Raw genomic sequence first — 24,388 nt, 5'->3', positions numbered from 1 at the left:
CGCCGGCCGACCCGGATCCGCACGGCCCGGGCCGGTACCGCCCCGCACGGGCCGGCACCGCCCCGCCCGGGCCGGCACCGCCCCGCACGGCCGCGGACCCGTACGACGCGACGGCGCCCCGTCACCGGAACGTCCGGTGACGGGGCGCCGTCGCACGTCGTTCGTACGCGCTCAGCTCTTGCGGTGTCCCACCAGCCGCGGCTTCGCCTCCAGGTTCTCCAGACCGTGCCAGGCCAGGTTCACCAGGTGCGCCGCCACCTCGGGCTTCTTGGGCCGCCGCGTCTCCAGCCACCACTGGCCCGTCAGCGCCACCATCCCGACCAGCGCCTGCGCGTACAGCGGGGCCAGCTTCGGATCGAAGCCCCGGGCCTTGAACTCCAGCCCCAGGATGTCCTCCACCTGCGTGGCGATGTCACTGATCAGCGACGCGAAGGTGCCCGTCGACTGCGCCACGGGCGAATCCCGCACCAGGATCCGGAAACCGTCCGTGTAGTTCTCGATGTAGTCCAGCAGCGCGAACGCCGCCTGCTCCAGCAGCTCCCGCGGATGCCCGGCCGTCAGCGCGCCCGTCACCCCGTCCAGCAGCTGGCGCATCTCACGGTCCACGACGACCGCGTACAGCCCCTCCTTGCCCCCGAAGTGTTCGTACACCACCGGCTTGGACACCCCGGCCTTGGCCGCGATCTCCTCCACCGACGTGCCCTCGAAACCCTTCGCGGCGAACAGGGTGCGGCCGATGTCCAGCAGTTGCTGACGCCGCTCGGCGCCCGTCATCCGGACCCGGCGGCCTCGCCTGGGTTTGTCGCTGCTGGAACTGCTGCCGTCGATCGCCACGTCCCCCATCATGCCGGGTTCGGCGTCTCTTCCTTGCGCCGGGCGTCGACCCTCGCCCCGGACGGCCACCGCACGTCGGAGGCCCACCCCAGCAGCTCGAACCAGCGGATCAGCCGCGCGCTGGAATCCACCTGACCGCGCAGCACGCCGTGCCGCGCCGACGTCGGGTCGGCGTGGTGCAGGTTGTGCCAGGACTCCCCGCACGACAGCACCGCCAGCCACCACACGTTGCCCGAGCGGTCCCGCGACTTGAACGGCCGCTTGCCCACCGCGTGACAGATCGAGTTGATCGACCACGTCACGTGGTGCAGCAGCGCCACGCGCACCAGCGAACCCCAGAAGAACGCCGTGAAGGCGCCCCACCAGGACATCGTCACCAGACCGCCCACCAGCGGCGGGATCGCCAGCGACACCACCGTCCAGAGGACGAAGTCGCGGCTGATCCGCCGGATCGCCGGGTCCTTCACCAGGTCGGGGGCGTACTTCTGCTGATCGGTCTGCTCCTCGTCGAACAGCCAGCCGATGTGCGCCCACCAGAGGCCCTTCATCAGCGCCGGCACCGTCTCGCCGAACCGCCACGGCGAATGCGGGTCGCCCTCGTGGTCGGAGTACTTGTGGTGCTTGCGGTGATCGGCCACCCACCGCACCAGCGGCCCCTCCACCGCCATGGAGCCCATGACGGCCAGCGCGATCCGCAGCGGCCGCTTCGCCTTGAAGGAGCCGTGCGTGAAGTACCGGTGGAAGCCGATGGTGATGCCGTGGCAGGCCAGGAAGTACATGAACACCATCAGGCCCAGGTCGAGCCACGTCACCCCCCAGCCCCAGGCCAGCGGCACCGCCGCCAGCAGCGCCAGGAATGGCACGGTGATGAAGAGAAGCAGAGCGATCTGCTCCGCGGAGCGCTTCCGTTCGCCACCGCGCGTCGCGGAGGGCGCGGAAGGCGCCGAGGAGTCCTCGATCAGTTCCGGGCTGAGGGTCATGGGGTCCCCTGGGGGGTGAGAAGGCGGCAGGCGCGGCGCGCGCCTGACCTACGGAGCCGTAACCTACGGCAACGTAAGTATGGCAAATACGGCGCGCCCGGCAACAGGACCCGCGCGACGGGCCCCCGGCCTGCCCAAAGGGCGGGCACCCTGCCCGGGCACGGGGACGGGACACCTATCCTGGTGTCGTCGGACAGCGCGGTCCGCACGGGCAGCCCGGGCTGCGCAGCACGACCGGCATGGCCGCGCACCCCCGGGAGCCCACAGCCCAGTAGCGCTCGAACACTGCAAGGAGCCGCACCTGTGAGCAGTGCTGACCAGGCCGCCCAGGCCCCCGTCACCCAGCCCGCCGATCCCGCCGCCGCGACACGGACGGCGGAGACGGCGAACGCGGAGCTGCGCGCGGACATCCGCCGCCTCGGCGACCTCCTCGGCGAGACCCTCGTCCGCCAGGAGGGCCGGGAACTCCTCGACCTCGTCGAACGGGTCCGCGCCCTGACGCGCACCGACGGCGAGGCCGCGGCGGCCCTCCTCGGCGACACGGACCTGGAGACGGCCGCCAAGCTGGTGCGCGCCTTCTCCACCTACTTCCACCTCGCCAACGTCACCGAGCAGGTGCACCGCGGCAAGGAGCTGCGCGCCCACCGCGCCGCCGAGGGCGGGCTCCTCGCCCGCACCGCCGACATGCTCAAGGACGCCGACCCCGAGCACCTGCGCGAGACGGTCAAGAACCTCAACGTCCGCCCCGTCTTCACCGCCCACCCCACCGAGGCCGCCCGCCGCAGCGTGCTGAACAAGCTCCGCCGCATCGCCGCCCTCCTGGAGGAGCCCGTCACCGGCGCCGGCGACCGCCGCCGCCACGACCTGCGGCTCGCCGAGAACATCGACCTCGTCTGGCAGACCGACGAGCTGCGCGTCGTGCGCCCGGAGCCCGCGGACGAGGCCCGCAACGCCATCTACTACCTCGACGAGCTCCACGCCGGCGCCGTCGGCGACGTCCTCGAGGACCTCGCCGCCGAGCTCCAGCGCGTCGGCGTCGAGCTGCCCGCCGGCACCCGCCCGCTCACCTTCGGCACCTGGATCGGCGGCGACCGCGACGGCAACCCCAACGTCACCCCCGACGTGACCCGCGACGTGCTGATCCTCCAGCACGAGCACGGCATCACCGACGCCCTCGAACTCGTCGACTTCCTGCGCGGACTCCTCTCCAACTCCATCCGCTACACCGGAGCCACCGAGGAACTCCTCACCTCCCTCCAGGCCGACCTGGAACGCCTCCCCGAGATCAGCCCCCGCTACAAGCGGCTGAACGCCGAGGAGCCGTACCGCCTCAAGGCCACCTGCATCCGTCAGAAGCTCCTCAACACCCGCGAGCGCCTCGCCAAGGGCATCCCCCACGAGGAAGGCCGCGACTACCTCGGCACCGCCGAGCTCCTCGCCGACCTCACCCTCATCCAGACCTCCCTGCGCGAACACCGCGGCGCCCTCTTCGCCGACGGCCGCATGGACCGCACCATCCGCACCCTGGCCGCCTTCGGCCTCCAGCTCGCCACCATGGACGTACGCGAGCACGCGGACGCCCACCACCACGCCCTCGGACAGCTCTTCGACCGCCTCGGCGAGGAGTCCTGGCGCTACGCCGACATGCCGCGCGACTACCGGCAGAAGCTCCTCGCCAAGGAACTGCGCTCCCGCCGCCCCCTCGCGCCCACCCCGGCCCCCCTGGACGCGGCGGGACAGAAGACCCTCGGCGTCTTCACCGCCATCAAGGACGCCTTCGAGAAGTTCGGCCCCGAGGTCATCGAGTCCTACATCATCTCGATGTGCCAGGGCGCCGACGACGTCTTCGCCGCCGCCGTCCTCGCCCGTGAGGCGGGCCTCCTCGACCTCCACGCCGGCTGGGCCAAGATCGGCATCGTCCCGCTGCTGGAGACCACCGACGAGCTGCGCGCCGCCGACGTCATCCTCGACGAGATGCTCGCCGACCCCTCCTACCGGCGCCTGGTCTCCCTGCGCGGCGACGTCCAGGAGGTCATGCTCGGCTACTCCGACTCCAGCAAGTTCGGCGGCATCACCACCAGCCAGTGGGAGATCCACCGCGCCCAGCGCCGGCTGCGCGACGTGGCCCACCGCCACGGCGTCCGCCTGCGCCTCTTCCACGGCCGCGGCGGCACCGTCGGCCGCGGCGGCGGCCCCTCGCACGACGCGATCCTCGCCCAGCCCTGGGGCACCCTGGAGGGCGAGATCAAGGTCACCGAGCAGGGCGAGGTCATCTCCGACAAGTACCTCGTCCCGTCCCTGGCCCGCGAGAACCTGGAGCTGACCGTCGCGGCCACCCTCCAGGCCTCCGCCCTCCACACGGCCCCCCGCCAGTCCGACGACGCCCTCGCCCGCTGGGACGCGGCCATGGACATCGTCTCGGACGCCGCCCACGGCGCCTACCGCGCACTCGTCGAGGACCCCGACCTGCCCGCGTACTTCTTCGCGGCCACCCCCGTCGACCAGCTCGCCGACCTCCACCTGGGCTCCCGGCCCTCCCGCCGCCCCGACTCCGGCGCCGGCCTCGACGGCCTGCGCGCCATCCCGTGGGTCTTCGGCTGGACCCAGTCCCGCCAGATCGTCCCCGGCTGGTACGGCGTCGGGTCCGGCCTCAAGGCCCTGCGCGAAGCGGGGCAGGACACCGTCCTCACCGAGATGGGCGAGCGCTGGCACTTCTTCCGCAACTTCCTGTCCAACGTCGAGATGACGCTGGCCAAGACCGACCTGCGGATCGCCCGCCACTACGTGGACACCCTCGTCCCGGACGAGCTCAAGCACGTCTTCGACCGCATCGAGGCCGAGCACGAACTCACCGTCCGCGAGGTCCTGCGCATCACGGGCGGGGAGAAGCTGCTGGACTCCCAGCCCGTCCTCCAGCAGACCTTCGCCGTCCGCGACGCCTACCTGGACCCCATTTCCTACCTCCAGGTCTCCCTGCTGGCCCGCCAGCGCCAGGCCGCGGCCCGGGGCGAGGAGCCCGACCCGCTGCTCGCCCGCGCCCTGCTGCTCACCGTCAACGGCGTCGCCGCCGGCCTGCGCAACACCGGCTGACCGGTCCCGTACGCGCAGAAGCCCCCGCCGGAACCGAACCGGCGGGGGCTTCTGCGCGTCACGGGAAGGCAGGGGGGACCAGGAGTCCGGCAGCTCAGGAGTTGTAGGCCGACTGGGCGCGCTCCAGGCCCTCCTGGACCAGGCACTCCACCGCGTCCGCCGACCGGTCCACGAACCAGTCCAGCTCCTTGCGCTCCGTCGACGAGAAGTCCTTCAGCACGAAGTCCGCGACCTGCATCCGGCCCGGCGGGCGCCCGATGCCGCACCGCACCCGGTGGTAGTCCGCACCCATCGCCTTCGTCATCGACTTCAGCCCGTTGTGGCCGTTGTCCCCGCCGCCCAGCTTCAGCCGCAGCGTCGCGTACTCGATGTCCAGCTCGTCGTGGACCGCCACGATCCGCTCCAGCGGAACCTTGTAGAAGTCCCGCAGCGCCGTCACCGGCCCACCGGACAGGTTCATGAACGACATCGGCTTCGCGATCACCACCCGCCGGTTCAGCGGTCCCGGCGGACCCATCCGGCCCTCGACCACCTGCGCCCGCGCCTTGTGCGCCTTGAACTTCCCGCCGATCCGCTCCGCCAGCAGGTCCGCCACCATGAAACCGATGTTGTGGCGGTTGCCGGCGTACTCCGCCCCCGGGTTACCGAGACCGACGATCAGCCACGGCGCCGCGTCGTCCGACATCAAAAACTCCTTAAGCCCGTGAACGAGAACGACCGCCGTCCCGCTCCAGTGGAGCCGGACGGCGGTCGGTCAGCAACTGCTGAGGGGGTGGGGCGAGACTCAGGCCTCGGTGCCCTCGGCGGCCTCGGCGGCCGGCTCCTCGGCCTGCGGGGAGACGACCTGCAGGACGGCGGTCTCACCGTCGACGGCCAGCGTGGTGCCGGCCGGCAGGACCAGGTCCTTGGCGTGGATGGCGGCACCGGCCTCGAGGCCCTCGATGGAGACGGTGACCTCGGTCGGGATGTGGGTGGCCTCGGCCTCGACCGTGATGGTCGACAGCAGGGTCTCCAGCAGGTTGCCGCCGGGGGCGAGGTCGCCCTCGGTCACCACGGCGACCTCGACCGTGACCTTCTCGCCCTTCTGGACGATCAGGAAGTCGACGTGCTGGATGTTGCGGCGCAGCGGGTGACGCTGGACGGCCTTGGGGATGACCAGCTCGGTGCCGGCACCCTCGATGTCCAGGGAGAGCAGCGCGTTCGGGGTCTTCAGCGCCATCATCAGCGCGTGGGCCTCGACGCCGACGTGCTGCGGGGCGGTGCCGTGGCCGTAGATGACGCCCGGGGTCAGGGCGTCACGACGGGACTGGCGGGCAGAGCCCTTGCCGAAGGTGTCGCGGAGCTTCGCGGAAAGCTTGATCTCGGACATGTTCACTCCTCGTGGGGTGACGAAAACGGACAGAGGTCACCCGGCCGAAACGGCCTGCTACGAAGAGCGCGTCGATAACGGAGCGTCCGTACCGGAAAACGGGTACGGCCTCCCTCGCCGAGCAACTCATCGAGTGTACCCGGCGGGGAGGCCGTGCCCAAAAGGATCTAGCGGGAGGTCAGAGCAGGACCCTCAGGCCTACTGCTGCTCCTCGAACAGGCTGGTCACCGAGCCGTCCTCGAAGACCTCGCGCACCGCGCGCGCCACCATCGGGGCGATCGACAGGACCGTGATCTTGTCGAGCTCCAGGTCCGAGGGGTCCGGCAGCGTGTTGGTGAAGATGAACTCGCTCACCTTCGAGTTCTTCAGGCGGTCGGCGGCCGGACCCGACAGGATGCCGTGCGTCGCCGTCACGATGACGTCCTCCGCGCCGTGCGCGAAGAGCGCCTCGGCCGCGGCGCAGATCGTGCCACCGGTGTCGATCATGTCGTCGACCAGCACGCAGACACGGCCCTTGACCTCGCCGACAACCTCGTGGACGGTCACCTGGTTGGCGACGTCCTTGTCGCGGCGCTTGTGCACGATCGCCAGCGGCGCGTCCAGACGGTCGCACCAGCGGTCGGCCACGCGCACGCGGCCGGCGTCCGGGGAGACGATCGTCAGCTTGGTGCGGTCCACCTTGGCGCCCACGTAGTCCGCGAGGACCGGCAGGGCCGACAGGTGGTCCACGGGGCCGTCGAAGAAGCCCTGGATCTGGTCGGTGTGCAGATCCACCGTCAGGATCCGGTCCGCGCCCGCGGTCTTCAGCAGGTCCGCGACCAGGCGCGCCGAGATCGGCTCGCGCCCCTTGTGCTTCTTGTCCTGGCGGGCGTACCCGTAGGAGGGGATGATCACGGTGATGGAGCGTGCCGACGCGCGCTTCAGCGCGTCGATCATGATCAGCTGCTCCATGATCCACTTATTGATCGGAGCCGTGTGGCTCTGGATCAGGAAGCAGTCCGCGCCACGAGCCGACTCCTGGAAACGGACGTAGATCTCGCCGTTCGCGAAGTCGAAAGCCTTGGTCGGCACGAGGCCGACACCGAGCTGGTGCGCGACCTCCTCGGCCAGCTCGGGGTGGGCGCGGCCGGAGAAGAGCATCAGCTTCTTCTCGCCGGTCGTCTTGATCCCGGTCACAGCACTGTCTCCTCAGACGTGTGAAAGCTGCTCGCCCCCGTGTGCGTCCGTCCCGCACACGGTGAGCCAGCCGAATTGCGTGCACCTATCACGGTACGCCGTCCCGGGCGTACCTGTTTCCGGTCAGTTCACCTCAATGGCTGCCGGAGTCCTTCTCCGCCGACGACTGCGCGGCGCTCGCGGCCGCGCTGCCGGGACGCTTGCGGGCCACCCAACCCTCGATATTCCGCTGCTGGCCACGGGCCACGGCCAGCGCGCCGGGCGGCACGTCCTTCGTGATCACCGAGCCGGCGGCCGTGTAGGCGCCGTCCCCGATGGTGACGGGAGCCACAAACATGTTGTCCGAACCCGTCTTGCAGTGTGAGCCCACCGTGGTGTGGTGCTTGTGCTCGCCGTCGTAGTTGACGAACACGCTCGCCGCGCCGATGTTCGTGTACTCGCCGATGGTCGCGTCACCCACGTACGAGAGGTGCGGCACCTTCGTGCCCTCGCCGATCGTCGCGTTCTTCATCTCCACGTACGTACCGGCCTTCGCCTTCCGGCCGAGATCCGTACCCGGCCGCAGGTACGCGAACGGACCGACCGTCGCCCCGTCGCCGATCACCGCGCCGTCGGCCACCGTGTTGTCGACCCGCGCGCCCGCGCCCACGCGGGTGTCCTTCAGGCGGGTGTTCGGGCCGACCTCAGCCCCCTCGCCGATGTGCGTCGTGCCGAGCAGCTGCGTACCCGGGTGGATCAGGGCGTCCTGCCCGAACGTCACCGTCACGTCCACGAACGTGCCGGCCGGGTCCACGACCGTCACGCCCGCGAGCATCGCCCGCTCCAGCAGACGGGCGTTCAGCAGCGCCCGCGCCTCGGCCAGCTGCACCCGGTTGTTGATCCCGAGGATCTGGCGGTGGTCGCTGCCGACCGCCGCGCCGACCCGGTGCCCCGCCTCGCGCAGGATGCCGAGCACGTCGGTGAGGTACTCCTCGCCCTGGCTGTTGTCGGTGCGGACCTTGCCGAGGGCGTCCGCGAGGAGCGCGCCGTCGAAGGCGAAGACCCCGGAGTTGATCTCCCTGATCGCGCGCTGCGCGTCGGTGGCGTCCTTGTGCTCGACGATCGCGGTCACGGCGCCGGTGGCCGGGTCGCGGACGATGCGGCCGTAGCCGGTGGAGTCGGGGACCTCGGCGGTGAGCACGGTGACGGCGTTGCCGTCGGCCTCGTGCGTGGCCGCGAGGGCGCGCAGCGTCTCGCCGGTGAGCAGGGGGGTGTCGCCGCAGACGACGATGACGGTCCCGTCGACCGCTCCGCCGAGCTCTTCCAGGGCCATGCGGACGGCGTGGCCGGTGCCGTTCTGCTCGTACTGGACGGCGGTGCGGACGCCGGCGTCGATGCCGGCCAGGTGCGCGGCGACCTGCTCGCGGGCGTGACCCACGACGACCACGAGGTGGGTCGGGTCCAGTTCGCGGGAGGCCGCGACCACGTGACCGACGAGCGAGCGCCCGCAGATCTCGTGCAGAACCTTGGGTGTGGCCGACTTCATGCGGGTGCCCTCACCCGCTGCGAGTACGACGACGGCTGCCGGGCGGGTTGCGCTCACGGGTGGGCCCTTCGGCTTCGGGGGTGGACCCGTGAAGGATAGCGGGGGGTCACGGCCCGGAAACGAGGCCGGGTCCCGACCGCTGGGCCGGGACCCGTACGTGATGTGCTCCCCTGCCAGGACTCGAACCCGGTCTTAAGGTACCAAAAACCTCAGTGCTGCCGATTACACCACAGGGGACAGCCAACCAACTCAAACCGGACATTCGATCTTCCCGGTTCGGGTGGGACGCCCCTACTATGCCGCACCGGGCCCCCTCGACGCGACGGTGGATACCGGCGCTTCGGCCGTCGTAAATCACCCGGCAGCCTCGGCAGTTCCTCCCCGTGTTCCTGCGGCGATTCTTCCGGGTGGTCCGGGGGCCGCGCTTCTTGATTTCCGACCGGCGGCGTGCTGCGGCCGCTGCGTACGCTGGACCGCATGACCAGTACGGGGGAAGAGCGCGAGGGGACGGGCCGGGACGGGCCCTGGTGGTGGAAGCGGCGGCGGGCGGCCGTGCTCGACGTGGGGCTGGGGGTGGCGTCGGCCGTCGAGTGCGCCTTCGAGGGGGTGCCCACGGCCCGCGAGGCCGGGGTGCCGATGTGGGCCGGGGTGCTGTTCGGGGCGCTGGCGGGATCCGTGCTGGTGCTGCGCAGGCGCTGGCCGATCGCGGTGGTGCTGGTCGGGATCGCCGTCACGCCGGCCACGATGGGCTTCCTGCTGGGCGTGGTGGGGCTGTACACGCTGGCCGCCTGCGAGGTGCCCCGGCGGATCCTCGCGACGCTGGCCGCGATGTCGCTGGCCGGGACGTTCGTGGTGACGTACGTGCAGACGCGCCGGGACGTGGAGGCCGACGGCACGCTCGTGATCGTGCTGTCCGTGTTCATGGCGGTGGCGCTGACCGTGCCGCCGGTCCTGCTCGGGCTGTATGTCGGGGCGCGGCGGCGGTTGATGGAGAGCCTGCAGGAGCGGGCGGACTCGCTGGAGCGGGAGCTGTCGCTGCTGGCGGACCGGGCCGAGGAGCGGGCCGAGTGGGCGCGCCAGGAGGAGCGGACGCGCATCGCGCGGGAGATGCACGACGTGGTGGCGCACCGGGTGTCGCTGATGGTCGTGCACGCGGCGGCGCTCCAGGCGGTGGCCGCGAAGGATCCGGTCAAGGCGGCGCGTAACGCGGCGCTGGTGGGTGACATGGGGCGCCAGGCGTTGACGGAGCTGCGGGAGATGCTCGGGGTGCTGCGGGCTCCGGAGAAGCAGCGGCCGGTGTCCGAGCCGCGGCCGGTGCTGCCGGCGGGCGGTGCGGAGGAGGGGCCGTCGCTGGGGGAGCTGGAGGCGCTGGTGGGGCAGTCCCGGGCGGCCGGGATGGTGGTGGAGGTCGAGGTGCGGGGCGAGGGGAGCGGTTACCGGCCCGAGGTGGAGCAGACGGCCTACCGGGTGGTGCAGGAGGCGCTGACCAACTGCCACAAGCACGCTCCGGGCGCGCGGGTCGTCGTACGGCTGGCGCACCGGGAGGGCGAGGTCGCGATGCAGGTGGAGAACGGGCCGTGCGAAGGGGAGACGCGGAGCGCCGATCTGCCCAGCGGGGGGAACGGGCTGCTCGGCATGCGGGAACGGGTGCTGGGGCTGGGCGGGGTGTTCGTGTCCGGGCCGACGGACGGGGGCGGGTTCAGGGTGTCGGCGGTGCTGCCGGCCCGGTAGGGGGCCGGCGGATCAGGCCGGGGCCCGGGCGCGGCGGACGGCGCCCGGCGGCCGGGGCCGTCAGCCGGTGGTGAGGCGGGCGGGCTGGAGGCCGGTGAGCAGGAGGGTGAGGGCTTCGTCGAGTCCGGCGCCGAGGTACCAGTCACCGGTGTGGTCGATGAGGTAGACGCGGCCCTCGCGGTCGATGGCGAGGTGGGAGCCGCCGTCGGTGCCGGCGCCGAGCGGGCACAGCTCGGTGGACAGGGCGCGTCCGAGGTCGGCGAAGGTACGGGCGAGGTGGAGGCCGGTCAGCGGGTCCACGTGCACGGGTGTGGGCGCTATCTGCCGGCCGGGGCCCGGGGCGGTGAGGGTGAGGCCGCCGAACTCGGCCCAGGCCTCGACGGCGGCGGGGAAGACGGTGTGCCGGTGGCCCGCCGGGGTGGTGTGGTCGCGCAGGGAGTCGGCCCAGTACTCGGCCTGCTTGATGTCCCAGCGGCCCGGTTCCCATCCGGCGGTGCGCAGGGCGGAGTCCACGGGGCCGGGGAACCGGGTGGCCGAGGAGCGGTCGTAGGAGGCGGAGGACGCGGTCATGGCGGCTACTCGGGGTGGGTGAGGTCGACGGGGCGTACGCCGAAGTGGCTGAGGAGTGCGTCGCAGGAGCGGCAGGGCGGTGCGTAGGTGCCGTGGAGGGGGTCGCCGTCCTCGCGGATGCGGCGGGCGGTGATGCGGGCGTGCTTGAGGGAGCGGCGGGCTTCGCTCGCCGAGAGGGGCTTGCGGGAGGCGCGCTTGCTGCGGGCGCCCTCGACGGCGGCGAGGTGGCGGGAGAGCAGGATGGCCTCGGGGCAGCGGCCGGTGAAGCGTTCCCGCTGGCCGCTGGTGAGGGTGTCGAGGAAGTCCTGGACGAGGGGGTGGAGGGCGGGCGGCCGCTCGCCCTTGGCGGCGGTGCCCGTGAGGGTTTCCCCGCGGACGGAGAGCGCGGCGGCGACGGTGGGCAGGATGCCGTCGCGGCGGAAGCGGAGCACGGGCGGGGTGTGGGTGTCGCCCGCGCTGCTCCAGCGCAGCCGGGGATCGCCGACGGGGCCGGCCCCGGCCGGCTGCGGGCGGCCGGTGCGGGCTACCGCGTTTTGTGCGGTCGCGGTCTGTGTGGTCGCGGTCTGCATGGTTGCTCTTCCCTCCCGTGGCGGCGGTGCTGGTCGCTGTCGCGCACGCCCCCGTGCTGCGGGACAGCCTGTCAAATGTCACCTGTCGCACGGAAGCGGGGTCGAATATTCGTATCAATTCGGATGTTCCCGCCCCCGGGGCGCGTGCGTGGCTCGGGGGCGGGTGAGGGTCTTGCCGGAACACATAGGCTGTGGTGAACCAGCCAGATCCAGCAGGGGGCTACCGCCATGACGACAGGTCGGCTCGGGCAGCAGGCCGCGCCACCCAACGCCGCTTACTCGGGGCAGGTCGTGCATTTCCCGGACCCGGTCCGGGCCGCTCGGCATCCCCACGGAGTGCGGATGGATGGCAACGGTCATCCCGACTTCTCGCGCTACGCGCGCGCCGCCGTCGAGATCGCCGAGCCCCCGGAGGGCTTCGGCGTGGACGAGCTGCGCCTGACGGACGTCGTGTCCGCGAACGCGGCGATGCGCGCGGCGGGCCATCCGCTGTGGGACACGGTGGGTCCGGTGGCGACTCCGCACGGCTGGACCTGGCACCACGTGGCCGGCTCCCGCCGGATGGAGCTGGTCCCCGTCGAGGTGAAGGCGCTGCTGAGGCACCACGCGGGCCTGGCGACGGCTCCCGTCGACCACGACAAGCGCGGCGCACGGCCCCTCCAGGAGGCGCGCCCGGCGCACCTGGGGCTGCCGAAGGCCCTGGTGTCGGTGTCGGAGTCGCAGGTGCAGGGGGTCGAGGAGGACCTCGGCTACCGGCTCCCGGAGGCCTACCGCTCGTTCCTCAAGGCGGCGGGCGGCTGCGCACCCGTGGGCGCGGGGCTGCTGGTGGAGCTGGGGCTGCTGGTGGACCAGCCGTTCTTCACGGTGCGTGAGGAGGCGGCGGTCAACGACCTCGTGTACGTGAACAAGTGTCTGCGGGACCACCTGACGAAGGACTACCTGTGTGTGGCCTTCGTACAGGGCGGGCTGCTCGCGGTGAAGGTGAAGGGCGAGGGAGTGGGCTCCGTCTGGTTCTCCCCGTACGACGACGCGCGGGACCGGGACGGCTGGTCGGTGCAGGAGCGGGTGGAGCGTCTGCTGCTTCCGTGCGGTGCCGATTTCGATGCCTTCCTGGAGCGCTTGGCGGGTAACCCGCCGGAGCTGGAGACGGTGGCCGGTCTGATGGTGGACGGCGGATTCGCGCGTTCGGTTGCAGTGTCCGGCGCCGGCATGGGTGAGGGGTGAGGGGCGCCGTGGTGACGTTCGCGCAGGCGCAGGAGCGCGCCGAGGAGTGGATCAACGGGGACGTGCCCGCGTACCAGCACCGCGAGGTGCGCGTACGGGAGTTCGGGCTCGGCTTCGTGGTGTGGGCCGAGGACCGGGCGGCCGGTCCGGTGTCCGGTGGTGGGCGGCAGCGGCTGGTCATCGCGCGGGACAGCGGTGAGGTGACGCTGTGGCCGGGGCTGCCGGTGGGCGAGGTGATCCGGCGGTACGAGGAGGAGTACGGGGCGGCTGCCGCGTCGGCGGCCGCGGAGGCTTCGGTTCCGCCGCCGCGGATCGACTCGGAGCAGACCTCGTTCATGCTGACCCCGCCGCAGTGGCTGCAGGAGGCGGCGGACCGGGCGGGGATTCCGCCGGCGGGTGCGGGTGCCTCGGGTGCGGCTTCGGGTTCCGCTTCGGGTGCTTCCGGTGCGGCTGCTGCTGAGGCTCCGGTTCCGTTGAGCCGCGGCGGCGAGGTGCCCTACGAGCCGACCGCGAACGACGGGGTCCCGGCCGGGTCCACGCCGTGGGCGGGGACCGATGTCAACTCCGGTGCCGACGACGGTTCCGTACCGCTGCCCGCGACGGTGTTCGCGCCGCCGCTGTCGGGATCCGACCTGGACGACGCGCCCTCGGCCCCCAGGGTGGCCCCGGAGGCGAAGACCACGCTGATGGCGGGCGGCAGCCAGCTGCCGAAGACGACCGTGGCCCCGGCGCTGGCGGTTCCGGAGTCGGCCGCGGACATCGCCGACGCGCCGACGAGCAGGGCCCGTGTTTCCGCGCCGGCCGGCGCCGCGGCGCCGGCGCCGCGGCAACCGCAGCCGCAGCAGCCGCCGCAGGCCCCGCCGGCGCCTCCGGTCGGGGCGCCCGGGGGTCCTGGTGTGCCCGGTGCGCCCGGCGGCGGGGCGCAGTACGCCGCCACGATGCTGGCCGCGCCCGGTGGGCCGCCGGCTCCTCCGGGGACGCCGCCGGCACCTCCCGGTCCGCCTGGTGCTCCTGCGGCTCCGGGTGCGCCGGGTTCGCTGGGCGGGGGGCTGGACCATGCCGCCACGATGCTGGCCGGTCCCGCCGTCGTGCAGCCGCCGGGCCCGCCGGCGCCTCCTGGTCCGCCGGGCGCGCCGACTCCGCCCGCGCCTCCCGCGCCTCCCGGTGCTCCCGGGGGCGGGGCGCACCATGCCGCGACCATGCTGGCGGCGCCCGGTGGGCCGCCGGCGCCTCCCGGTCCGCCTGGGGCTCCTGGTGCGCCGGGTGCTCCTGCGGCTCCGGGTGCGCCGGGTTCGCTGGGCGGGGGGCTGGACCATGCCGCCACGATGCTGGCCGGTCCCGCCGTCGTACAGCCGCCCGGTCCGCCGGGTCCGCCCGCCGCTCCCGGTGCCCCTGGTGCTCCCGGTGCTCCCGGGGCTCCCGGGGGCGGGGCGCACCATGCCGCCACCATGCTGGCCGGTCCCGGTGTGCCGCAGCCGCCCGGCCCGCCCGGCGCGCCTCCCGGCCCGCCGCCCGGTCCCGTGGGGCAGCCGCAGGCCCCGTCCGGCGCGCCCACGGTCGGCCCCGGCTACCAGGCGGTGCTGCGCTACCGTGCGCCCGACGGCTCCGAGCAGCAGCTGATCCGCCGCTCGGCGCCCGGTACCCCGCACCCCGAGTGGCAGATCCTCTACGAGCTGCGCGCGATGAACGTGCCGCCGCAGCAGGTGCTGGAGCTGCACACCGAGCTGGCCTCCTGCGAGCTGCCGGGCGGTTACTGCGCCCGGATGATCAGGGAGACCTGGCCCCAGGTGCGGATCACGAGCGTGGCCCCGTACGGCACCGACCACGCGGGCCGTCAGCAGGGCATGCGCCACCTGCTCACCCATCAGGGTGAGCTGCACCAGGTGGCGGACGGACCCGCGCGCCCCGCGCCGGTCCGGGCGCCGCTGCCGCAGGTCCCGCTCCAGCCGGCGATCCCGATGGACGCGATCGCGCAGGAGCTGGCGGGGGCCTTCGGGCCGCAGGGGGTGTTCCGTTTCGACCAGCGGGCGGTGTCCCGGCAGGGCGTACCGGAGATCGTGGCGCAGACCCTGATGTGGGCGGGCCTGCCGATCGACTTCGGACCGTTCTTCTGGGCGCAGGCGGTGCCCGGCCAGCCGGTGCCGACGCTCGCCGAGATGGCCGCGCAGCGGGGGGTGCAGCCGGCGTCGGACGCGGGCTCGTACCTGGTCGTGGGCAGCGACTTCGGCAAGGCGCTGTGCGTGCAGTACGGGACCGCGCACATAGTGGCGGTGCCGGTCGAGGCCGGTCCCGGCGGGGCGCCCGTGCCGCCGCAGTTCGTGAACTCGAGCCTGCCGCAGTTCGCGCGGTCGCTGGCGATGCTGGGTCACATGTGGCGGTTGCGCCAGCATCTGACGCCGGAGCAGGCCGGGCGCTGGACCGTCGATTTCCAGGCGAATCTGGCCGGCCTCGACAGCGCGGCGCTGGCTTCGCCGGAGAGCTGGTGGTCGGTGCTGCTGGAGCAGATGTGGGACGGACTGCTCTGACCGGATGACGGCAGGCGTGGCCGGGCCGGGTCCCCTCGTGCGGGGGACCCGGCCCGGCCATTCCGGCTTCTGCGAGCAAATGGCGCATCCTTGACAGCAATCCCCGCGAGAGAGGCGCTCCAGGATGACTGCACCCTTTGCGACCGTGCGCGGTCGCGGCTACCGGACGGACGAGGTCGACCGGTATCTCGCGCGGCTGTCCGGCGCCCGGGACGAGGCCTGGGAGCGGGTGGCGCGGCTGACCGTGCTGGCCCGTCAGATGGAGGCGGAGGCCGAGCGGTTGCGTGCGGCGGTGGCCGCGCTGGCTCCGCAGACGTACGACGAGCTGAGCGAGCGCGCGCGGCGGATCCTGCAGTTGGCGCAGGAGGAGGCGCGGGCCCTGCGGGAGGACGCGCGGGCGGACGCGCTGGAGGCGGCGGGCGCGGCCGAGGCGCATGCCGACCGGGTTGCGGAGCTGGCGCGGCACGACGCGGAGGCGGTGCGCGAGCAGACCGAGGTACGGGCGCGGCAGGGGCTGCTGCGGGCGCAGCGGGAGGCGGACGCGATCCGGGCGGAGGCGCGGGACGACGCGGCGGGGTGGCGGGCCGAGGCGCAGGCCGCGCTGACGGAGGCGGCACGCCGGGCGCAGGCGCTGCTCGCGGAGCTCGAACAGGAGCAGGCGGAGCGGTGGGACGCGGCGGGGCGGGAGCTGGCGGCGCGGGCGGAGGAACTGGACGCGCGGTACGCGGAGCTGGAGCGGAACGCGCAGGCGCGGCTGGCGGAGGCGAGGCGGGGGTACGCGGAGGCGGAGGAGTCGGCGCGGCACGGGCAGGAGGACGCGGAGGCGCGGGCGGAGGAGCTGATCGCGCAGGCGCGGGTCGCCGAGGAGCGGACGGGGCGGGAGACGGAACGGATCCTGCGGGAGCACGCGGAGGCGGAGGAGGAGATGCGGGCCCACATGAGCCACGTCCGGTCCAGCCTGGCGGCGCTGACGGGGCGGGCGGCGGCGGAGGGGTAGCCGTTGCCCTGGCCGGGCCGTTGCCCTGGCCGGGCGGTTCGGGGGTGGGCGGGGTTGCCCTGTCGGGCGGGTGCCCGGCCGGCCGGCCGTCTCGTCGGTTCGGGAGGCGGTGTTCTGGCTGGTCAAGTGGCTTGTCAGTGGGCGGGGTTAGCCTCGCCGGATGAGTTCCTCGCTGAGTGTCTACCTGCTGGATCTGAACGCCACCCATGCCCTCGTCGGCTCCCGCGACGACGCGCTGCTGGAGATCGTCCGGGAGCGGTTCGCCGACGACCTCGCGCGGGCCGACGACTGGTTCGACACCGAGATCGAGCGCGGCGCGCCCACCGCCTGCGAAGCGCTGCGCGCGGTGGTGTACGGGGGTCCGTTCAGTACGGACCAGGAGCACGCCTTCCAGTACGCCTACGCCTACAAGCGGCTGTGCGGCCTCACCGGTTCCTTCCTCGACAACTCCGCCTTCTGCCCGTACCGGGGTGACTGGCTGGCGATGGTCGACGCGGGGCTGCGGGCACTGGGGATCGACGCCGTCTCCGTCGAGGACTTCGACTTCGCGGACCTGCCGGGCGGGCTGCCGTACACGTACACGCCGGGTTGCGGCGAGTGGACGTACGAGCAGTGCGTGAAGGCGCTCGAGCAGTTCGAGGAGACCAAGCGGCGGGGGCACGTCCCGCTGCTGGAGCGGGCGGTGGCGGAGGCGGTCGAGGACGTGCTGGGCTGGTTGCGGCAGGCCGGGGGGCGGCCCGGGTTCGGGGTCGTGGGCTTCCGGTCCTAGGAGCGGGGCTGGGGGCAGGGTGGGTGAACCTCGGGGCGCGCTCCGGTTGAGGAAACGTTTCGGCGTCGCGTCGCGCTCTTACGCTCCCTCCCGGATGCCACCGGACCCGCATCCGCCCGTGGAACAGAAGAACGGAATCCCCTCATGCGTCTTCGCACCACCGCCGTAGCCCTCGTCGGAGCCCTCACCCTCGTCCTGCCGACCGCCGGATCCGCCCTCGCGGACGACGGCGGGGCCTTCAACTACACCTTCCTCCAGGACGGTGCCAGCACGAGCGGTCAGGTGAGCGACCTGACCGAAGGCAGGTGCCACGTGCTGGCCGTGACCGACGGCGCCTCGATCGAGGAGGTCGTCAACGAGACCGACATGGTGGCCCTGCTCTTCGACAACCAGCACTGCAAGGGCCGGCCCGTCGCGACGGCGGGCCCCGGGGAGATGGCGGGCGACTTCAAGGCCGTCGCGGTCCGCTTCGAGTCCGCCGAGCAGGAGCAGAAGCGCGAGGACGCCGCCGAGGCCCCCGCTCAGGCGCCGGCCGAGAGCGACGAGAGCGAAGCCGGTGACGAGGAGGACGACGACTACATCGAGTCCACCTTCCGCCGGCTGGGCTGATCCCCCTGGCGAACGAGGGGCCCGGCACCCGAGGGTGCCGGGCCCCCGTCATGCCGCCGGCGTGGAGCCCTCGTAGCGGTACGGGTCGCTCCGCAGGCCGCGCGAGACGGCCACCACCGTGAACGGGGGCTTCGCCGTCGCCGGGAGCGGCGCCGTGAGGGTGCCCGTCGCCGGATCCCGGGTCACCTGGAGCGGGGTGTCGTCCACCGTGAGGCGGGGTTCGGTGAAGCCGCCGCCCTCGACGCCGAGCAGCCCGTCGGGGGAGACGGTGACGTCGGTGATCACCGGGTTGGGGCGGGTGGCCACCTTGTTCACCAGGTAGGCCCCCGCCGGAGCGCCGGTCAGCGCCCAGATCTCCGAGGGAAGTCCGGGGAGCCCGCCGCCGACGTCGGCGAGGAAGAAGAGGACGACGTAGAGCATCGTGACCGCGCTCAGGGCCACGTACTGGAGGTCCATGAGGTCGGTCCGGCCGCTGTCGTTCGCGATCAGGTCCCGCAGCGGGCGCCGGCCTCCGGGGGTGGGCCGGGGGGCGGGCTTGGCCATGCTGCCGTTCTCCAACCGGAGGCCGACGACCGCCTTGGCGGCGACCAGGGCCACGTACGGGCCTCCGAGCAGGGGCAGGTACACCGAGGTCAGCGGGGACAGCGGTCCACCGGAGCCGGTGCCGCGGAAGTACCCGATGCCACCGCCGGCCGTCAGCCCGTACGCGAGGACCGTGAGCAGCAGCCAGACCAGGACCACCGTCCAGGCGAGCGCCATGGTGGTGGAGGTGGAGAGCCGGCCGTCGCGGCCCGTGACGAAGCCCGGCCGGCGGCGCAGGCGCAGGGCCACCGGGACGGTCAGGGCGGCCAGTAAGGCGAGCGCGAAGAGTGCGGATGTCATGTCGTCCCCCCGGAAACGGTCCTGGGCAAGAGGGTCACCCACTGCGACCGGACATGACAAGTTCTACTCGTGCTCCGGCAGGACCGGGAACCTGCGCGGTGCCACCAGCAGCAGCACCAGCAGCGCCGCCACCCCGGCGGCCGTCGCGCCGAGGAAGATGTGCTCCACCGCGGCCGCCACCGCCCCCCGCAGGTGTTCCGAGGCGGCCGGCGCCAGGCCGCCCGGCTCCGCCAGGGCCCGCGATACGTCGTCGAGGCGCTCCGGCAGTCCCGGCAGCGGCGTCTGCGCCAGCCGGGCGGCGACGGTCGCGTTGGCCACCGCGCCCAGCAGCGCGGCCCCCACGCTCTGCCCGACGGTGCGGCAGAACAGCACCGAGGCCGTCGTGGTCCCCCGCTCGGCCCAGCCCACCGTCGACTGCACCCCGACCACCAGCGGCAGCTGGAAGAGCCCGAGGGCGGCGCCCAGCAGCAGCATGACCAGCGCGGGCTGCCACGGCCGCGCGGGGTGGGGGAGCAGGGTGAAGGCGAACAGGATCACCGAGGCCAGCCCCATCCCCAGGGCGGCGGTGTCGCGGAAGCCGATGCGCCGGTACACGTGCTGGCAGAAGGCGGCCGACAGCGGCCAGCTCAGGGTCATCAGGGCGGTCAGGAGCCCGGCTCCGACCGGGCCGAGCCCGAGTACGGACTGCGCGTACGTCGGCATGAACACCATCGGGGCGACCATCAGCAGCCCCAGCGCCCCCATCGCCAGGTTCACCGCGGCGATGGTGCGCCGGCGCCACACCCAGCCGGGCAGGATCGGTTCCTCGGCCCGGCGCTCCACCCGGACCACCACCGCGGCCAGGACCGCGCTCGCGCCGAGCAGGGCCAGTGAGGGCGCCGACAGCCAGGGCCAGGCCACTCCGCCCTGCACCAGCGCGAAGAGCAGCAGCCCGCCGCAGGCGAAGACGGCGAGCGCCCCGGCCCAGTCCACCGGGCCCCGGCGGCCGGGGGAGCGTACGGGTTCCACGAGGTGGCGGGCGGTCAGCCAGAGGGCCAGTCCGGCCAGCGGCACGTTGATCAGGAAGGTCCAGCGCCAGCCCGCGTACGCGGCGAGCAGTCCGCCGAGGGCCGGGCCGAGCAGGGCGGAGCTCGCCCACACGGTGGTCATCCGGGCCTGGATGCGGGGACGCTCGCGCAGCGGGTAGAGGTCGGCGGCCAGGGTCTGCACGGTGCTCTGCAGGGCTCCGCCGCCCAGCCCCTGGACGATCCGGAAGGCGATGAGGGCGGCCATGTTCCAGGCGGACGCGCACAGCAGGGAGCCGGCGAGGAACAGGGCGGTACCGAAGAGCAGGACGGGCTTGCGGCCGAAGGTGTCGCTGAGCCTGCCGTAGAGGGGGAGGGTGACGGTGACGGCGAGGAGGTAGCCGGAGAACAGCCAGGAGAAGACGGAGAACCCGCCGAGGTCGCCGACGATCTGCGGGACGGCGGTGGAGACGATGGTGCTGTCGAGCGCGACCAGGGCCATGCTCAGCATCAGCGAGACCACCACCCGGGCGGGCGGCCGCCCGCGCGCGGCGCCGTCGGGTCCGGAGCCCTCCCGGGAGCCGGCCGCCGCGCCCTGCCCCGAGCTCCGCCCCGAGGCCGGTCCGGGTCCGGGGCGGCCTGCGGAAACCTTTCCTCTGGTCGGGCCGATGGGCTGCCCCGCCCCTTCCGCGGCGGCTTCCGCGCCGTTTTCTCCTGCTTCCACCACGTTCCCCTCGTCTGCGGGGAACACCATCTCACCGGGCCGCGCCGGGCGGTATCCCCGTCTCGCGGCCGCCGGATCCGTCGGTGTCCCCTACCCCGGGTCCCCCGCAGGGTGGACAACCCCTAGGGGTAGCTCAGCATTTGGGCCCACGGGACGTTCGTCCCGGCGGAGGAGGCCGAAGGTCCCGCGAGGCCCTTAACTGGTTCATACGAGCGGGGGCCGCCGGGGGGCGGGGTGGGGTTAACCCCCCGGCGGATACGGCGATGGGCACCAGCGCGCCGGACACCTCCCGCACCGCAGACTTCGACGGCGACTCCGCGCCCACCAGCGCAGACGCGCCGGAACGCGCGGAAACGGCGCAACCGCACCGCACACGCGGAGCACACGAACACCAACAGGGGAGACAGCACCGTGACTACGGCGATGACCGAGACCAGGCAGGGGAGCGGCGGGGGACAGAACTCCGTCGCGGCCCGGGCGCGCCAGGTCGTCAAGGCCTACGGCTCAGGCGAGACCCGCGTCGTCGCCCTCGACCGCGTGGACGTGGACATCCACCGCGGGCAGTTCACCGCGATCATGGGCCCTTCCGGCTCCGGCAAGTCCACGCTGATGCACTGCCTCGCGGGGCTGGACACGGTGACCAGCGGGCACATCCACCTCGAGGACACCGAGATCACCGGCCTCAAGGACAAGAAGCTCACGCAGCTGCGGCGCGACAAGATCGGCTTCATCTTCCAGGCCTTCAACCTGCTGCCGACGCTCAACGCCCTGGAGAACATCACCCTCCCCATGGACATCGCGGGCCGCAAGCCGGACCCGCAGTGGCTGGACCGGGTCGTCCAGACGGTCGGCCTCGCCGGCCGCCTCAAGCACCGCCCGACCGAGCTCTCCGGCGGCCAGCAGCAGCGCGTCGCGGTCGCCCGCGCCCTCGCCGCCCGCCCCGCGATCATCTTCGGCGACGAGCCGACCGGAAACCTGGACTCCCGCGCCGGCGCCGAGGTACTGGGCTTCCTGCGCCAGTCGGTCGACCAGCTGGGCCAGACCATCGTGATGGTCACCCACGACCCGGTCGCCGCCTCCTACGCGGACCGCGTCATCTTCCTCGCCGACGGCCGCATCGTCGACGAGATGTACGCGCCCACCGCCGACCAGGTCCTGGACCGCATGAAGGACTTCGACGCGCGCGGGCGGACCTCGTGACCGTCATGAAGACCGCGCGGCGCAACTTCTTCGCGCACAAGGGCCGGATGGCGCTCTCCGCCGTCGCCGTGCTGCTCTCGGTCGCCTTCGTCTGCGGGACCCTGGTGTTCACGGACACCATGAACACCACCTTCGACAAGCTGTTCGCCGTCACCAGCTCCGACGTCACCATCACCCCCAAGGAAGCCGAGGACGGGGAGGAGATCTCCAGCCGCGGCAAGCCGGAGGGGCTGCCCGGCTCGGCGCTGGAGAAGGCGCGCGGCGCCGAGGGCGTCAAGTCCGCCGAGGGCAGCGTCGTCTCGCTGGCCGTCACGGTCGTGAACTCCAAGAACGAGAACATGGGGTCGACGACCGGAGCCCCGACCGTCGCGGCCAGCTGGAACGACAACGAGCTCAAGTCGATGAAGATCACCTCCGGCCACGCCCCGCGCGGTCCCACCGAGGTGATGGTCGACGCCGACACCGCCGGCAAGCACCGCCTGAAGCTCGGGGACGAGCTGCGCACCATCGCCGTCACCGGTGACTTCCGGGCGAAGATCAGCGGTATCGCCACCTTCACCGTGACCAACCCGGGCGCGGCCGTCGTCTACTTCGACACCGCCACCGCCCAGGAGAAGCTGCTCGGCGCCCCGGGCACCTTCACCCACATCAACCTCACCGCCAAGGACGGCGTGAGCGACGAGCAGCTGAAGAAGAACGTGGCGGCCGCGGTCGGCGCGGACACCTACAAGCTGCAGACCGCCAAGGAAGCCACCGCCGCCGGCAAGAAGGACATGGGCTTCCTCGACGTCATGAAGTACGTGATGCTCGGCTTCGCCGGCATCGCCTTCCTCGTCGGCATCTTCCTGATCTTCAACACCTTCTCCATGCTGGTGGCCCAGCGCACCCGTGAGATCGGCCTGATGCGCGCCATCGGCTCCGACCGGGGCCAGATCAACCGTTCCGTCCTCCTCGAGGCCTTCCTGCTGGGCGTCATCGGCTCCCTCACCGGAGTCGCGGCGGGCGTGGGCCTGGCCGTGGGCCTGATGAAGCTCATGGGCGGGCTCGGCATGCAGCTGTCCACCGGCGACCTGACGGTCAAGTGGACGACCCCCGTCGTCGGTCTGGTGCTGGGCACCGTCGTCACCGTGGTCGCCGCCTACGTCCCGGCCCGCCGGGCCGGCAAGGTCTCCCCGATGGCAGCCCTGCGCGACGCCGGAACCCCCGGCGACAAGAAGGCCGGTGTGGTCCGCGCGGTCCTCGGCCTGGTCCTCACCGGGACCGGCGTGGCGGCGCTCTTCCTCGCCGCGGCCGCCGAGAAGGCCTCCGAGGGCTCGCTGTGGCTGGCCGTCGGAGTGCTGTTCAGCCTCATCGGCTTCATCGTGATCGGCCCGCTGCTGGCCGGCGTGGTGGTCCGGGCGCTCGCCGCGCCCGTGCTGCGGCCCTTCGGTTCCGTCGGCCGGCTCGCCGAGCGCAACGCGCTGCGCAACCCGCGCCGTACCGGTGCCACCGCCGCCGCGCTGATGATCGGACTGGCGCTGGTCGCCTGTCTGTCGGTGGTCGGCTCGTCCATGGTGGCCTCCGCCACCGACGAGCTCGACCGTACCGTCGGGGCCGACTACATCGTCTCCTCGCAGACCGGCCAGCCGATGATGCCGCAGGCCGAGCAGGCGATGCGGGCCACCAAGGGCCTGGGCCACGTCACCGCGTACCGCGAGGTCGAGGCGAAGATCACCGCCCCGGACGGCACCTCCGCCCGGGACCGTCTCAGCGCCACCGACCCGACGTACGCCCAGGACGTGCGCCGCAAGATGCGCGCGGGCGAGCACGAGGACGCGTACGCGCCCGGTTCCATGGCGGTCGGCTCGGCGTACGCCGACAAGCACCGCGTCAAGGTCGGCGACGAGCTGACCGTCGCCTTCGACGGCGGCAAGACCGTCCGGCTGAAGGTCGCCGCGATCACCCTGGACGAGGGCAACCTCGACAAGGGCGTCAAGTACATCAGCACCGCGACCGCCGAGGCCAACGTCCCGGCCGACCGGCTGGCACGCCCGTTCATGCTGCTGGCCAAGGCCGAGAAGGGGCAGGCCGACAACGCGTACACCTCGCTCAAGGCGGCCATGGCCGAGTACCCGCAGTACAAGGTGCTCAACCAGACCGACTACAAGCAGGACCTCAAGGACCAGGTCGGGCAGCTGCTCAACATGGTCTACGGGCTGCTCGCCCTCGCGATCATCGTCGCGGTGCTGGGTGTCGTGAACACCCTGGCCCTCTCGGTGGTCGAGCGGACCCGCGAGATCGGCCTGATGCGCGCCATCGGCCTCTCCCGCCGCCAGCTGCGCCGCATGATCCGCCTGGAGTCGGTGGTCATCGCCCTCTTCGGCGCCCTGCTGGGCCTCGGACTGGGCATGGGCTGGGGCGCCACCGCCCAGCAGCTCCTCGCCCTCCAGGGGCTGGAGGTGCTGGAGATCCCGTGGCCGACCATCATCGGCGTGTTCGCCGGCTCGGCCCTGGTGGGCCTGTTCGCCGCACTGGTTCCGGCCTTCCGGGCGGGGCGGATGAACGTTCTGAACGCGATCGCCAGCGAGTAGCCGGGCGGTCGTACGGGGGAGCAGTACGGGGGAACGCGCC

19 protein-coding genes and 1 tRNA gene are annotated in these 24,388 nt (G+C 72.7%); 9 read left to right on the top strand and 11 right to left on the bottom strand.

The window, feature by feature from the left end; genetic code table 11:
- Nucleotides 1–171 precede the first annotated feature (171 nt).
- Entirely contained in the window at nucleotides 172–846 is a 675-nt protein-coding gene (locus tag ACFY7H_RS18610; protein ID WP_388939242.1) for a TetR family transcriptional regulator, read from the bottom strand.
- Nucleotides 843–1,814 carry an acyl-CoA desaturase gene (locus tag ACFY7H_RS18605; RefSeq protein ID WP_388939241.1) on the bottom strand — a complete coding sequence of 324 codons (972 nt, stop codon included), beginning with the start codon at nucleotides 1,812–1,814 and terminating at the stop codon, nucleotides 843–845. The genes ACFY7H_RS18610 and ACFY7H_RS18605 overlap by 4 nt, the downstream gene beginning before the upstream one ends.
- A gap of 396 nt (nucleotides 1,815–2,210) precedes the next feature.
- On the opposite strand from ACFY7H_RS18605, the gene ppc reads away from it, so the two are divergent.
- On the top strand, nucleotides 2,211–4,904 hold the full coding sequence (gene ppc / locus ACFY7H_RS18600; RefSeq protein WP_388939563.1) for a phosphoenolpyruvate carboxylase: 2,694 nt from the start codon (nucleotides 2,211–2,213) through the stop codon (nucleotides 4,902–4,904).
- 94 nt (nucleotides 4,905–4,998) lie between these two features.
- Here the strand turns inward: ppc and pth are convergent, their stop codons facing one another.
- The 5 genes from pth to ACFY7H_RS18575 form a co-directional block, all read right to left on the bottom strand.
- Nucleotides 4,999–5,589, bottom strand: coding sequence for an aminoacyl-tRNA hydrolase (gene pth, locus ACFY7H_RS18595; RefSeq protein WP_388939239.1), 591 nt, complete (start codon nucleotides 5,587–5,589; stop codon nucleotides 4,999–5,001).
- Between the two features lie 99 nt (nucleotides 5,590–5,688).
- Complete coding sequence (locus ACFY7H_RS18590) at nucleotides 5,689–6,273, bottom strand: 50S ribosomal protein L25/general stress protein Ctc (RefSeq protein WP_388939237.1); 585 nt, start codon at nucleotides 6,271–6,273, stop codon at nucleotides 5,689–5,691.
- A 198-nt stretch (nucleotides 6,274–6,471) separates the two neighbouring features.
- Nucleotides 6,472–7,449, bottom strand: a complete 978-nt coding sequence (locus ACFY7H_RS18585) for a ribose-phosphate diphosphokinase (protein ID WP_361600702.1) — start codon at nucleotides 7,447–7,449, stop codon at nucleotides 6,472–6,474.
- A 133-nt stretch (nucleotides 7,450–7,582) separates the two neighbouring features.
- The gene (glmU, locus tag ACFY7H_RS18580) at nucleotides 7,583–9,031 is read right to left on the bottom strand and encodes a bifunctional UDP-N-acetylglucosamine diphosphorylase/glucosamine-1-phosphate N-acetyltransferase GlmU (RefSeq protein WP_388939235.1); all 1,449 of its coding nucleotides are present in this window, start codon (nucleotides 9,029–9,031) and stop codon (nucleotides 7,583–7,585) included.
- 108 nt (nucleotides 9,032–9,139) lie between these two features.
- A tRNA-Gln gene (locus tag ACFY7H_RS18575) sits at nucleotides 9,140–9,211 on the bottom strand.
- 240 nt (nucleotides 9,212–9,451) lie between these two features.
- Here ACFY7H_RS18575 and ACFY7H_RS18570 point away from each other — a divergent pair.
- On the top strand, nucleotides 9,452–10,705 hold the full coding sequence (locus ACFY7H_RS18570) for a histidine kinase (protein ID WP_388939234.1): 1,254 nt from the start codon (nucleotides 9,452–9,454) through the stop codon (nucleotides 10,703–10,705).
- Between the two features lie 60 nt (nucleotides 10,706–10,765).
- Here ACFY7H_RS18570 and ACFY7H_RS18565 read toward each other — a convergent pair whose 3' ends face one another.
- Together ACFY7H_RS18565 and ACFY7H_RS18560 are read right to left on the bottom strand one after the other, a co-directional pair.
- Nucleotides 10,766–11,275, bottom strand: coding sequence for an SUKH-3 domain-containing protein (locus ACFY7H_RS18565; RefSeq protein ID WP_388939233.1), 510 nt, complete (start codon nucleotides 11,273–11,275; stop codon nucleotides 10,766–10,768).
- Nucleotides 11,276–11,280: 5 nt separating this feature from the next.
- Nucleotides 11,281–11,844 (bottom strand): YwqJ-related putative deaminase, encoded by a 564-nt coding sequence (locus tag ACFY7H_RS18560; RefSeq protein WP_388939231.1) that lies wholly within the window; start codon nucleotides 11,842–11,844, stop codon nucleotides 11,281–11,283.
- Nucleotides 11,845–12,072: 228 nt separating this feature from the next.
- On the opposite strand from ACFY7H_RS18560, the gene ACFY7H_RS18555 reads away from it, so the two are divergent.
- The 5 genes from ACFY7H_RS18555 to ACFY7H_RS18535 all read left to right on the top strand — a co-directional run bounded on the left by ACFY7H_RS18555 (nucleotide 12,073) and on the right by ACFY7H_RS18535 (nucleotide 17,968).
- The gene (locus ACFY7H_RS18555) at nucleotides 12,073–13,068 is read left to right on the top strand and encodes an SMI1/KNR4 family protein (protein WP_388939230.1); all 996 of its coding nucleotides are present in this window, start codon (nucleotides 12,073–12,075) and stop codon (nucleotides 13,066–13,068) included.
- 8 nt (nucleotides 13,069–13,076) lie between these two features.
- Nucleotides 13,077–15,593, top strand: a complete 2,517-nt coding sequence (locus ACFY7H_RS18550) for an SUKH-4 family immunity protein (RefSeq protein ID WP_388939228.1) — start codon at nucleotides 13,077–13,079, stop codon at nucleotides 15,591–15,593.
- 124 nt (nucleotides 15,594–15,717) lie between these two features.
- The gene (locus ACFY7H_RS18545) at nucleotides 15,718–16,590 is read left to right on the top strand and encodes a DivIVA domain-containing protein (protein ID WP_388939226.1); all 873 of its coding nucleotides are present in this window, start codon (nucleotides 15,718–15,720) and stop codon (nucleotides 16,588–16,590) included.
- A gap of 160 nt (nucleotides 16,591–16,750) precedes the next feature.
- Nucleotides 16,751–17,359 (top strand): hypothetical protein, encoded by a 609-nt coding sequence (locus tag ACFY7H_RS18540; protein ID WP_388939225.1) that lies wholly within the window; start codon nucleotides 16,751–16,753, stop codon nucleotides 17,357–17,359.
- 144 nt (nucleotides 17,360–17,503) lie between these two features.
- Nucleotides 17,504–17,968, top strand: a complete 465-nt coding sequence (locus tag ACFY7H_RS18535) for a hypothetical protein (RefSeq protein WP_388939223.1) — start codon at nucleotides 17,504–17,506, stop codon at nucleotides 17,966–17,968.
- A gap of 48 nt (nucleotides 17,969–18,016) precedes the next feature.
- On the opposite strand, the gene ACFY7H_RS18530 is transcribed toward ACFY7H_RS18535, so the two are convergent.
- Together ACFY7H_RS18530 and ACFY7H_RS18525 are read right to left on the bottom strand one after the other, a co-directional pair.
- Entirely contained in the window at nucleotides 18,017–18,850 is an 834-nt protein-coding gene (locus tag ACFY7H_RS18530) for a hypothetical protein (protein ID WP_388939222.1), read from the bottom strand.
- A gap of 63 nt (nucleotides 18,851–18,913) precedes the next feature.
- Nucleotides 18,914–20,365: an MFS transporter gene (locus ACFY7H_RS18525; RefSeq protein WP_388939561.1), complete on the bottom strand. Its 1,452-nt coding sequence runs from the start codon at nucleotides 20,363–20,365 to the stop codon at nucleotides 18,914–18,916.
- Nucleotides 20,366–21,001: 636 nt separating this feature from the next.
- Between ACFY7H_RS18525 and ACFY7H_RS18520 the strand changes: the two genes are divergently transcribed.
- Nucleotides 21,002–21,778, top strand: a complete 777-nt coding sequence (locus ACFY7H_RS18520; RefSeq protein WP_388939220.1) for an ABC transporter ATP-binding protein — start codon at nucleotides 21,002–21,004, stop codon at nucleotides 21,776–21,778.
- Nucleotides 21,775–24,348: an ABC transporter permease gene (locus ACFY7H_RS18515; protein WP_388939219.1), complete on the top strand. Its 2,574-nt coding sequence runs from the start codon at nucleotides 21,775–21,777 to the stop codon at nucleotides 24,346–24,348. Before ACFY7H_RS18520 ends, ACFY7H_RS18515 begins: the two co-directional genes overlap by 4 nt.
- The last annotated feature ends 40 nt before the right edge of the window (nucleotides 24,349–24,388 follow it).

This window comes from Streptomyces sp. NPDC012794 (genome assembly GCF_042901085.1).
Classification (GTDB): domain Bacteria; phylum Actinomycetota; class Actinomycetes; order Streptomycetales; family Streptomycetaceae; genus Streptomyces.
The sequence above is the reverse complement of the archived record's forward strand: the minus strand, read 5'-3'. Positions and strand labels throughout refer to the sequence as shown.